Origin of the sequence: Brevibacterium sp. HMSC24B04 (genome assembly GCF_001806835.1) — a bacterium.
GTDB lineage: Bacteria > Actinomycetota > Actinomycetes > Actinomycetales > Brevibacteriaceae > Brevibacterium > Brevibacterium ravenspurgense.
Window position 1 is genome coordinate 17231 of record NZ_KV786111.1, and the last position, 10903, is coordinate 28133.

12 protein-coding genes are annotated in these 10903 nt (G+C 60.5%); 2 read left to right on the forward strand and 10 right to left on the reverse strand.

Features of this window, described 5'->3' with window-relative positions; genetic code table 11:
• Positions 1 to 16 precede the first annotated feature (16 nt).
• From rplW to rpsL, 8 genes are all read right to left on the reverse strand, one after another.
• A complete protein-coding gene (rplW, locus tag HMPREF3092_RS09715) occupies positions 17 to 319 on the reverse strand; it encodes a 50S ribosomal protein L23 (RefSeq protein ID WP_019174638.1) in 303 nt (100 codons plus the stop codon).
• A complete protein-coding gene (gene rplD / locus HMPREF3092_RS09720) occupies positions 316 to 963 on the reverse strand; it encodes a 50S ribosomal protein L4 (RefSeq protein ID WP_061941422.1) in 648 nt (215 codons plus the stop codon). Before rplD ends, rplW begins: the two co-directional genes overlap by 4 nt.
• 5 nt (positions 964 to 968) lie before the next feature.
• Positions 969 to 1643 carry a 50S ribosomal protein L3 gene (gene rplC, locus HMPREF3092_RS09725; RefSeq protein ID WP_019174636.1) on the reverse strand — a complete coding sequence of 225 codons (675 nt, stop codon included), beginning with the start codon at positions 1641 to 1643 and terminating at the stop codon, positions 969 to 971.
• 14 nt (positions 1644 to 1657) lie between these two features.
• Positions 1658 to 1966, reverse strand: coding sequence for a 30S ribosomal protein S10 (gene rpsJ / locus HMPREF3092_RS09730; RefSeq protein ID WP_019174635.1), 309 nt, complete (start codon positions 1964 to 1966; stop codon positions 1658 to 1660).
• A 390-nt stretch (positions 1967 to 2356) separates the two neighbouring features.
• The gene (gene tuf, locus HMPREF3092_RS09735; protein WP_061941402.1) at positions 2357 to 3550 is read right to left on the reverse strand and encodes an elongation factor Tu; all 1194 of its coding nucleotides are present in this window, start codon (positions 3548 to 3550) and stop codon (positions 2357 to 2359) included.
• Positions 3551 to 3658: 108 nt separating this feature from the next.
• Positions 3659 to 5764: an elongation factor G gene (gene fusA, locus HMPREF3092_RS09740; RefSeq protein WP_062022166.1), complete on the reverse strand. Its 2106-nt coding sequence runs from the start codon at positions 5762 to 5764 to the stop codon at positions 3659 to 3661.
• 66 nt (positions 5765 to 5830) lie between these two features.
• Positions 5831 to 6301 (reverse strand): 30S ribosomal protein S7, encoded by a 471-nt coding sequence (rpsG, locus tag HMPREF3092_RS09745; protein ID WP_019174632.1) that lies wholly within the window; start codon positions 6299 to 6301, stop codon positions 5831 to 5833.
• Entirely contained in the window at positions 6301 to 6675 is a 375-nt protein-coding gene (gene rpsL / locus HMPREF3092_RS09750; RefSeq protein ID WP_019174631.1) for a 30S ribosomal protein S12, read from the reverse strand. The genes rpsG and rpsL overlap by 1 nt, the downstream gene beginning before the upstream one ends.
• A 428-nt stretch (positions 6676 to 7103) precedes the next feature.
• Here rpsL and HMPREF3092_RS09755 point away from each other — a divergent pair, with 428 nt between their 5' ends.
• Positions 7104 to 7781 (forward strand): DUF1707 SHOCT-like domain-containing protein, encoded by a 678-nt coding sequence (locus tag HMPREF3092_RS09755; protein ID WP_070424740.1) that lies wholly within the window; start codon positions 7104 to 7106, stop codon positions 7779 to 7781.
• A gap of 132 nt (positions 7782 to 7913) precedes the next feature.
• Complete coding sequence (locus HMPREF3092_RS09760) at positions 7914 to 8939, forward strand: ATP-dependent 6-phosphofructokinase (protein ID WP_061941408.1); 1026 nt, start codon at positions 7914 to 7916, stop codon at positions 8937 to 8939.
• Between the two features lie 429 nt (positions 8940 to 9368).
• Here the strand turns inward: HMPREF3092_RS09760 and HMPREF3092_RS09765 are convergent, their stop codons facing one another.
• Both HMPREF3092_RS09765 and HMPREF3092_RS09770 read right to left on the reverse strand, forming a co-directional pair.
• On the reverse strand, positions 9369 to 9656 hold the full coding sequence (locus HMPREF3092_RS09765; RefSeq protein ID WP_070424741.1) for a hypothetical protein: 288 nt from the start codon (positions 9654 to 9656) through the stop codon (positions 9369 to 9371).
• Between the two features lie 72 nt (positions 9657 to 9728).
• Positions 9729 to 10730 (reverse strand): PDDEXK family nuclease, encoded by a 1002-nt coding sequence (locus HMPREF3092_RS09770; protein WP_070424742.1) that lies wholly within the window; start codon positions 10728 to 10730, stop codon positions 9729 to 9731.
• Between the last annotated feature and the right edge of the window lie 173 nt (positions 10731 to 10903).

Consider the following 10903-nt stretch of genomic DNA (forward strand, 5'->3'; position numbering starts at 1 on the left):
TTCTGAACTGGATCGCTTAGAGCGATCCGCCGAAAATGTCGATCGATCCTTCGCGAAGGGCGACAACGGCGCGCTTGGTGTTCTTGCGCTTGCCGTAACCGGTGCGGGTGCGCGTGCGCTTGCCCTCGCGGTTGAAGGTGTTCACCTTGTCGACCTTGACGCCGAAGATGCTTTCGATGGCGTACTTGATTTCGGTTTTGTTCGACCGGGGATCAACGAGGAAGGTGTACTTGCCTTCGTCCATGAGCCCGTAGGTCTTTTCCGAAACGACCGGTGCGATGATGATGTCGCGCGGGTCCTTGATGGTTACGCTGCTCACTTGGCTGCCTCCTCGTTCTTGCCGAGGTAAGCGTTGAGAGCTGCCTCGGTGAAGATGATGTCGTCGGCCATCAGCACGTCGTAGGTGTTCAGCTGTCCCCAGTGCAGGGTGTGCACGTTGGGCAGGTTGCGAACCGAAAGCTCGGTGACCTGGTCGTCATTCGTGACGACGACAAGCTGGTGCTTGTTGCTCGAGAGCTTTTCGATTGCTGCGCGAGCTGCCTTGGTCGAAGGCTTGTCGCCGTCGACGAGGGCGGTCACTGCGTGAACCTGGCCGAAGCGCGCGCGGTCCGAGAGTGCGCCGCGCAGAGCTGCTGCCTTCATCTTCTTGGGGGTGCGCTGCGAGTAGTCGCGCGGAACCGGACCGTGGACGATGCCACCGCCGGCGAACTGCGGAGCGCGGATCGAGCCCTGGCGTGCGTTGCCGGTGCCCTTCTGGCGCCACGGCTTGCGGCCACCACCGCGGACTTCAGCGCGGGTCTTGGTTTTGTGCGTTCCCTGGCGGGCAGCTGCGAGCTGCGCGGTCACGACCTGGTGAATGAGCGCGACGTTGGTCGGCACATCGAAGATCGCGGCGGGCAGTTCAGCGGTTCCGGCCTTCTTGCCGGCTGCGTCGAGAACGTCGATTGACTTGGTTTCAGCCATCGGAGTCATGCTCCCTTCACTGCAGAGCGAACGAGGACGACAGCACCCTTGGCTCCCGGAACAGCACCCTTGACCAGCAGGACATTGTTTTCAGTGTCGACTGCGTGGATCGTGAGGTTCTGGGTGGTCTGCTTGACGTTGCCCATACGGCCGGCCATGCGCTGACCCTTGAAGACGCGGCCGGGGGTGGCTGCGCCGCCGATCGAACCGGGCTTGCGGTGGTTGCGGTGCTGACCGTGCGAGGCGCCGACACCAGCAAAGCCGTGGCGCTTCATAACGCCTGCGTGGCCCTTGCCCTTGGTGTTGGCAGTCACGTCAACCTTGGTGCCGGCTTCGAACACGTCGACGCCGAATTCCTGGCCAAGCGAGTATTCGCCGGCGTCGGCCGTGCGGAGCTCAACCAGGTAGCGGCGGGGCGTAACGCCAGCCTTGTCGAAGTGACCGGCGGTCGGCTTGTTGACCTTGCGCGGGTCGATTTCGCCGGAGCCGATCTGGATTGCTGCGTAGCCGTCGGTTTCGACGTCGCGGATCTGGGTGACAACGTTGGTGTCAACTGCGACGGCGGTGACGGGAACGAGGTTGCCCTCTTCGTCCCACACCTGGGTCATGCCGAGCTTCTTGCCGAGCAGGCCCTTGAAGGTGCGGGTAGTGGGAAGGGCCTTGGAACGGGTGTTAGCCATTGAAAGTCCCTCCCTTAGAGCTTGATCTCGATGTTGACGTCGTCGGCGAGGTCAAGGCGCATGAGCGAGTCAACAGCCTTGGGCGTCGGGTCGACGATGTCGATAAGCCGCTTGTGGGTGCGCATTTCGAAGTGCTCGCGGCTGTCCTTGTACTTGTGAGGCGACCGAATAACGCAGTACACGTTCTTTTCAGTCGGCAACGGCACGGGGCCCACAACCGTAGCGCCAGCGCGTGTGACGGTCTCCACGATCTTGCGTGCAGCACTGTCGATCACAGCGTGGTCGTACGACTTGAGCCTGATGCGGATCTTCTGTCCGGCCATGGCGTCGTAACTCCATCCTTTGTTCTTCCTGGCCATCAACCACCTGTCCTTGCGGATCTGGCGGTTTGCACCAGCTGTTCTTCCGACCCCCGCGGTCGGGCGTGTCGCGAACTTCTTTTTAAAAAAGCTGCCTGGGCAGTGCGACTCGCTTGCAGAGTTGCCTCGGTGAACCGAACCCGTACTGGATTCACTTCCGATGTTTCCGGGCATCCGACTGATGCCGAGCAGGGGTCTGCGCCCGAAAACGCAACTTACCTATCTTGGCACACCTAGCACACAAGCTCAAATCCGGGTTCGATGTCGTACATCACGGCGTGCCGCCACTCCCCTATTGACAGCAAAGAGCCCCGTGGTCGAAACCACGGGGCTCTTAGTCAGCCTGTCAGAAGATCAGGCGTGGATCTTGGTGACGCGGCCTGCGCCGACGGTGCGTCCACCTTCGCGGATTGCGAAGCGGAGGCCTTCTTCCATGGCGACCGGCTGAATGAGCTCGACCGACATTTCGGTGTCGTCGCCGGGCATGACCATCTCGGTGCCCTCAGGCAGCGTGATGACGCCGGTGACGTCCGTGGTGCGGAAGTAGAACTGCGGACGGTAGTTCGAGTAGAAGGGGTTGTGGCGGCCGCCTTCTTCCTTCGACAGGATGTAGACCTGTGCGTCGAACTTGGTGTGCGGGGTGATGCTGCCGGGCTTCACGATGACCTGACCGCGCTCAACGTCTTCGCGCTTGGTACCGCGGAGCAGCAGACCAACGTTTTCACCTGCACGAGCGTCCGGCAGGGTCTTGCGGAACATTTCGATTGCGGTGACGGTGGTCTTCGAGGACTGCGGCTTGATGCCGACGATCTCGATTTCTTCGTTGGGCAGCAGGATGCCGCGCTCAACACGACCGGTGACGACGGTACCGCGACCGGTAATGGTGAAGACGTCTTCCACAGGCATGAGGAAGTCCTTGTCGATGTCGCGCTCCGGTTCCGGAACGTTTTCGTCGACAGCTGCCATGAGGTCCTGAACCGACTTGACCCATTCCGGGTCGCCTTCGAGTGCCTTGAGCGCCGAAACGCGGACAACCGGAGCGTCGTCGCCGGGGAATTCCTGGTCAGACAGGAGTTCGCGAACTTCCATTTCGACGAGGTCGAAGAGGTCTTCGTCGTCGATCATGTCGGACTTGTTCAGAGCCACGACGATGTAGGGAACGCCAACCTGGCGAGCGAGCAGAACGTGCTCACGGGTCTGGGGCATCGGGCCGTCGGTTGCAGCGACGACCAGGATTGCGCCGTCCATCTGGGCGGCACCGGTGATCATGTTCTTCACGTAGTCAGCGTGACCGGGAGCGTCGACGTGTGCGTAGTGACGCTTTTCGGTCTCGTACTCAACGTGCGAAACGTTGATGGTAATACCACGTTCACGCTCTTCGGGAGCGTTGTCGACCTGGTCGAAAGCACGTGCTTCGTTGAGGTCGGGGTACTGGTCTGCAAGGACCTTCGTGATTGCCGCGGTCAGAGTCGTCTTACCGTGGTCAACGTGACCAATGGTACCGATGTTGACGTGCGGCTTAGTCCTTTCGAAGCTAGCCTTTGCCACTGGGTTCCTCCTAGTGATTGGTGCGGCGCAAGCTTGTGAGCGCCGCGCCTTTTTACTTGTTGCGCCCGGCGGGGCAGCGTTCAGCTTCCCCACCGAGCAACGGGGAGATTATTCTCCGCCGCGGGTCTTTTGGATGATTTCGTCCGAAACGTTCTGCGGAACTTCGGCGTACGAGTGGAACTGCATGCCGTAGACGGCACGTCCCTGCGTCTTGGAACGCAGGTCGCCGATGTAGCCGAACATTTCCGACAGCGGGACGAGTGCACGGACAACCTTAATGCCGGTAGCGTCTTCCATCGACTGGACCTGTCCGCGACGCGAGTTCAAGTCACCGATGACGTCGCCCATGTACTCCTCAGGAGTACGGACTTCGACATCCATGAGCGGCTCGAGCAGCACGGGGCGCGCCTTGGGAGCGGCCTCCTTGAATGCCATCGAACCTGCGAGCTTGAACGCCATTTCCGACGAGTCGACGTCGTGGTAAGCACCGTCGACCAGCGTGGCCTTGATGCCGACCATCGGGTAGCCGGCGAGAACACCGACCTGCATGGCATCCTGGATGCCCGCGTCAACCGACGGGATGTATTCGCGGGGCACACGGCCACCGGTGATCGCGTTGTCGAATTCGTAGATCTTGTCGCCTTCGACCTCCATCGGTTCGATGGTGATCTGAACCTTGGCGAACTGACCCGAACCACCGGTCTGCTTCTTGTGCGTGTAGTCGTACTTTTCGACTGTCTTGCGAATGGTTTCGCGGTACGCAACCTGAGGCTTGCCGATGTTGGCTTCGACCTTGAATTCACGCTTCATGCGGTCGACGAAGACGTCGAGGTGAAGTTCACCCATACCGCCGATTTCGGTCTGGCCGGTTTCTTCGTTCAGGTTGACCGTGAACGTCGGGTCTTCCTTCACGAGCTTCTGAATAGCCGAGGACAGCTTCTCCTGGTCGCCCTTCGTCTTAGGTTCGATCGAAACGAAGATAACGGGCTCGGGGAATGCCATCGACTCAAGAACAACCGGGTTGGCCGGGTCGGACAGGGTGTCACCGGTGGTGGTGTCCTTCAGACCGATGAAAGCGTAGATGTGACCTGCGAATGCCTCTTCAACAGGGTTTTCCTTGTTGGAGTGCATCTGGAAGAGCTTGCCGACGCGCTCGCGCTTGCCGGTGGTGGTGTTCAGCAGCGTGTCACCGGACTTCACGTGACCGGAGTACACGCGAATGTAGGTGAGCGAGCCGAAGAACGGGTGGGTGGCAACCTTGAAGGCCAGAGCCGAGAACGGTTCGTCCTTCGAGGGCTTGCGCACGACCTCTTCGTTTTCCTTGCCGTAGACGAGGCCGGTGACCGGCGGAACGTCGAGCGGCGAGGGCAGGTAGTCGATGACCGCGTCGAGGACCTTCTGCACACCCTTGTTCTTGAAAGCCGAACCGCACATGACGGGGAAGGCCTCCGAGGCAATGGTGAGCTGGCGGATGCCGGCTTTGATTTCGTCGATGGAGAGTTCGCCCTCTTCGAGGTACTTCTCCATGAGCTCTTCGTTGGCTTCGGCAACGTCTTCGACGAGAGCTGCGCGGTATTCTTCCGCACGCTCCTGCAGGTCAGCAGGGATTTCAATTTCCTGCATGTCCTGGCCCATCTTGGTTTCGTCCGGCCAGACGTAGGCCTTCATTTCGAGGAGGTCGACAACGCCCTCGAAGTCGCTTTCAGCGCCGATGGGCAGCTGGATGACCAGCGGCTTAGCGCCGAGGCGGTCCTTGATGGTGCCGACGGTGTAGTAGAAGTCAGCACCGAGCTTGTCCATCTTGTTGACGAAGCAGACGCGCGGAACGTCGTACTTGTCAGCCTGACGCCAAACGGTTTCGGACTGCGGCTCAACACCTTCCTTACCGTCGAACACAGCAACTGCGCCGTCAAGAACGCGGAGCGAACGCTCCACTTCCACGGTGAAGTCGACGTGCCCGGGGGTGTCGATGATGTTGATCTGGTTGTCTTCCCAGTAGCAGGTCGTGGCGGCCGACGTAATCGTGATGCCGCGCTCCTGTTCCTGCTCCATCCAGTCCATCGTCGAAGCGCCGTCGTGGGTTTCGCCCAGCTTGTAGTTGACGCCGGTGTAGAACAGGATTCGTTCGGTGGTTGTTGTCTTACCAGCATCAATGTGAGCCATGATGCCGATGTTGCGGACCTTGTTAAGGTCAGTCAGCACTTCAAGTGCCACGGTGTCCCTCTCTCGTAAGAAGTACCTGGACAAGCAGTACCCGCCGAAACGGGCACCGTTTGATTATTACCAGCGGTAGTGAGCGAAGGCCTTGTTGGACTCAGCCATCTTGTGCATGTCCTCGCGGCGCTTCACAGCAGCACCAAGGCCATTGGATGCGTCGAGGATTTCGTTCATCAGACGCTCGGTCATCGTCTTTTCACGACGCTGACGAGCGAACTGAACCAGCCAGCGCAGAGCCAGCGTGGTGGAACGGGCGGGGCGGACGTCAACCGGCACCTGGTAGGTGGCACCGCCGACGCGGCGGGAGCGGACCTCCAGCGACGGGCGAATGTTGTCGAGCGCCTTCTTCAGAAGGGTCAGAGCCTCGACGTTGGCCTTCTCCGAAGCGCTTTCGAGTGCTCCGTAGACGATGCGCTCAGCGGTGGAGCGCTTACCGTCGAGAAGGACCTTGTTGATGAGCTGGGTGACCAGCGGTGAGTTGTAGACCGGGTCGATGGCGACCGGGCGCTTAGGTGCGGGACCCTTACGCGGCATTACTTCTTCTCCTTCTTCGCTCCGTAGCGGCTGCGAGCCTGCTGACGGCCCTTAACGGGCTGAGTGTCGAGTGCACCGCGAACAATCTTGTAGCGGACACCGGGGAGGTCCTTCACACGGCCTCCGCGAACGAGCACAATCGAGTGCTCCTGGAGGTTGTGGCCTTCACCCGGGATGTAGGCGGTCACTTCGATCTGCGAAGAGAGCTTGACACGTGCGACCTTGCGCAGTGCCGAGTTGGGCTTCTTCGGCGTGGTCGTGTACACACGGGTGCACACGCCGCGACGCTGCGGGCTGCCCTTAAGAGCAGGCGTAGCGTTCTTCGCCGGCTTGTCGTGTCGTCCCTTACGGACGAGCTGCTGAATTGTAGGCACTTATCAGGTTCTCCGATGCTTCTCGTTGTTCCTAATCTCCTGAGGGTTCAGGAGCATATCCTTCTGCGGCCGGGTGAAGCTGCGTGCCCGACTGCAGATGCAGTTCTTCGCCGCCGTCATCAGCGCAGCTGCGCTGATTGTCGGTTTATGGCGAACAACCGCCGGTGCTGGTGATAACCGTGTGATGATGAAAACTCCACCGTCAACTGACAACAGCACCGTCTGCCGAAAAATCGCAGATACACCTAGAGTAACCCTCGGCGAGCCACTCGGTCAAAACACGGTCGTTCGGTGCTTGACCTGGCGGTTTCAGGCGTTCCAACTGTAACGCGTCTGGAGAGGTGTTTTGCACCGAATTTGCCTGGGATTCGCTCATTCTCCGCATTTATTCCATGTCGCGCATCCGGCTCGCGCATTATGGTTGAAGAATGACTGATCACCGGCCCGCCGACGACAACAGCCCAGACCGGAAGCTGATCCGCGCGTCAGACCACGACCGCGACGATGTCCTCCGCGTTCTCTCTGCTGCGCACGCCGCGGGCCGGCTTTCACCCGAAGAGCTTGATGAACGCCAAAGCACCGTATTGGCCAGCGTCTACCTTAACGAACTGCCGCCGATCATCGACGACCTTCCCGAAGGCCACGAAGTCGAGTCCCGCATCCGCGAGGAAACAGACGTCCCCAAGCCGGGCGGCACCTCGTCAGCTGTGCAGCCGAAGAAGAGCACTGTTCCCGCGCGGCCCGGAGACGGGCCGTCGGTTACAGACATCGCGGTTCTCGGCGGATCCACCAAGACGATCGCCGCGAACACCCCGGAGGTGACGTGCTTCGCGCTCATGGGCGGCAGCGACCTCTATCTGTCTGAAGTCTGCAGGCCGGGCGCAGAAATCACCATCATCAGCGTGAACACAATGGGCGGTGCAGATATCTACGTGCCCGCAGGCGTGCGCATCATCGACCACTCAGTGAATATTCTCGGCGGCAACGACATCAAGCCCAACGCCCTAGGCGACGGTTCAAACGGAACGCTGATCATCAAAGGCTTCAACCTCATGGGCGGAAACGACGTTCAGTTGGACCCTCGCAGCCGGCCCGACGGCAGGTAAACCTTCTTGAGAAGCAGACCAAGGTGAGCGGCGCCTCGTAAGAACTACCCTGGCAGGCCAAACCCAGCAGCAGACCCCCGCACCAGCCCACCGCCCACCAGCCCCTCCGCACACACGGACGAAAGGACCACAGTGAAGATCGGAATTCTGACCTCCGGCGGCGACTGCCCCGGACTCAACGCAGTCATCCGAGGCGCCGTCCGCAAGGGCGTACGGCTCTTCGGTGACGAATTCGTGGGCATCCGGGACGGATGGCGTGGCCTGCTGGAGGGCGACCTGCACCCCCTGACCACGCACGATGTGCGCGGCATCAGCGGCCGAGGTGGAACTATTCTCGGCACGTCTCGCACCCACCCGTACTCCGGGGGTGGGCCGGATGCGATGCGCCAGGTCATGAAGGACAACGGGATCGACGGGGTGATTGCCATCGGCGGCGAGGGCACCCTCGCTGGTGCCGCGCGTCTCGCTGACGATGAGGGACTGCCCGTGGTTGGTGTTCCCAAAACCATTGACAACGACCTCGGCAGCACTGACTACACGTTCGGCTTCGACACAGCGGCGGCTATTGCCACGCGGTCCATCGATGCCCTGCGCACCACAGCAGAATCGCACCACCGGTGCATGGTCGTTGAGGTTATGGGCCGGCACGTCGGCTGGATTGCGCTGCACGCCGGTATGGCCGCCGGCGCACAGGCCATCCTGTTGCCCGAATTCCCCGTGACGATGGAACGGGTCGTCGAATGGGTTGAAAGCGCCCGCGATCGCGGCCGCGCACCGATTGTCGTCGTCGCAGAAGGGTTCGTGCCGGTCGGCGTTGACGCAGAAGAAGGCGTGGCGGCGATCGCTGCTGATGGTAGGCCGAGGTTCGGCGGAATCGGCGACTACGTTGCGGCTGAGGTCGAACGCATGACGGGCATCGAAACCCGCGCGACAATCCTCGGCCACCTGCAGCGCGGCGGCGTTCCCACCGCCTACGACCGCGTACTCGCCACACGGCTGGGCCTTGCCGCAGTCGACCTCATCCACGACGCCAGCTGGGGCTACATGACCAGCCTCTCCGGCACCGACATCATCCGCGTACCCATGGCCGACGCCGTTGAATCGTTGAAGGCCGTCCCGAAGGAACGCTGGGACGAACTCGAAGCGCTGCTGGGGTAGGGGCGGTCTGGCGAGGTGGGGCTCGGATGGGGGCTCGGCGGGTACTGGAGCTCCGCCTCGGCGGTTCAGCCCTTCTCACTTAGGCGGTTTGCCCTTTCACCTCGGCGGTTTGCCCATAAAAACACCCGTTAGCCGGAATCTGCGCTTTAGCCGCGAGGAAACTCCCTTAAGCCGGAATCTGCGGCTTAGCAAGCACGGCTAACGGGAGTTTTTGTTGCTACCCGGTGGTAGCCGCCAAGAAGGGGGCGAGCGCGGAAACCCCACCACCTCCCTGGCCAAAACACCCCTTAGCCGTAAGCAGACTCCCCTTAGCCGGAATCTGCGGCTTAGCAACAACTGCTAGCGGGAGTTTTTGTTGCTAACGCGTGGGCCCGCGTCGCTTCGGTACCTGAACTTGGCACCAGGGCTCAATGAGCGACCTCGTTGTGCTCAGAATCTGCCTTGCGCCTTGAGCTCGATCAGTTTTTTCAGGTACGCCTTCTCAGCCTGCAGCTTCTCGTATTCACGTCGAAGCTGATCCTGCTCAGCTCCTAAGTCTGACTCATTCTGCTCACGCACACGGCCACACTTGCGCTGTTGGCGCGCCCATCGCAGAACCACGTCCGGGCCACCGAGTTCATACTCACGTGCTAGTTCCCTCGCAGTTTCACCTGCAATAAACCGGTCTACAACTTCGTGCTTAAGAGCAAACGGCAACTTGGACTTCTTCTGTTCCACACGACACAGCTTGCCACGAAGACATCGAATACACACCGTTCTGCCCGGGCGTCCCTGTCAGCCGCGACCCTTTCAGCCGAGTGCGCCCACTGCCGCCAGGCGCGCCCTCAGCTGAAGAGGGTTCTGCAGGTCGCTCCACATGATCCGCACAACCGTATAGCCGAGCACGTGTAGTCGATGTTCGCGCTGTTTTTCGAGCATGAATTGATCACCGCGCTCATTGATGCCGCCGACGGCGGTGTCGCGATACTTTACGGACCCGTCGAACTCGATGATGATGCGCTTGTCTGGAATCAGGCCGTCAACCCGCGCAACGAATTCGCCGTTTTCATCGACAATGTCGGCCTGCTGGACCAGCCCCTTGACGCCGAGATTGCGGATTGTCACCATGCACACGCTTTCGCCGAAGGACTCAGCGAGTCCTGTCGAATACTCCATGAGCTTGACCACCCGCATCGAAGAAGAAAACTTCGCATTCGCAGCGATGATCTCCCGAGCTGCATGCTTGCGGCCCTGAGCCTTAACCGGTTCCGAACGCAGAAGCGCGTCAAAAGCGGCGACCGCCTGTTCGAGCGAATTGTCAGTCGCAATATCCAGCACCGTGCGCACCGGATCGGTGACTGGGATGCTGTGCCACAGGACCGTCTCTTCGGCTAGGCGAATCTGCCTTTGACGCCGGGTGAATCTTTCCCCGGACCGCGATCGTGACGGGTTGATGATTTGCACCTTATGCGGAATGGACAACACGGGCAGACCATGAATCAGGGCCGCCGTCGTGTGGCCGAGAACATCGCCCTCGCTCAGCCGCCGGCCGATGAACTCGGCTTTGCCGAGGTGCTTCTTCTCCTGCAGACCAAACCACGCGCGGCCCTTTCCTGCTGAGGACGCCTCCCCCATCAACCGCAGAATCTCCGGTTCTGCGAAACGGTTGAACTGAGTGTGTTTAGTGCAGGTGCGATTGACGAAATAGCAAGCACGGTACAGCCGCTCGATGCAGCAGCCGACAGCTCTTTCGACCTCCCACTTTTCAGCGCCGAACGCCTTTGCTTCTTGGAGCGAAAATACGTTGAACATATGCAACTGTCTTCCGCAAACGCAGCGCTCCACAACCCCACTATCCATATCTGTGGATAACTCTGTGGATTTGTGGGCAATCAGGGTTTAAGCCACAGGGCCAGGAGGGAACAAGACACCCGTTAGCCGGAATCCGCGGCTTAGCTGTACTAACCGGGGACGTTGGTTGAGTT

What these genes read in the sequence shown, in the direction of transcription:
- rplD (WP_061941422.1), bottom strand. Translation starts at nt 963, where the DNA reads ATGGCTGAAACCAAGTCAATCGACGTTCTCGACGCAGCCGGCAAGAAG.
- rplC (WP_019174636.1), bottom strand. Translation starts at nt 1,643, where the DNA reads ATGGCTAACACCCGTTCCAAGGCCCTTCCCACTACCCGCACCTTCAAG.
- rpsJ (WP_019174635.1), bottom strand. Translation starts at nt 1,966, where the DNA reads ATGGCCGGACAGAAGATCCGCATCAGGCTCAAGTCGTACGACCACGCT.
- rpsG (WP_019174632.1), bottom strand. Translation starts at nt 6,301, where the DNA reads ATGCCGCGTAAGGGTCCCGCACCTAAGCGCCCGGTCGCCATCGACCCG.
- HMPREF3092_RS09755 (WP_070424740.1), top strand. Translation starts at nt 7,104, where the DNA reads ATGACTGATCACCGGCCCGCCGACGACAACAGCCCAGACCGGAAGCTG.
- HMPREF3092_RS09770 (WP_070424742.1), bottom strand. Translation starts at nt 10,730, where the DNA reads ATGTTCAACGTATTTTCGCTCCAAGAAGCAAAGGCGTTCGGCGCTGAA.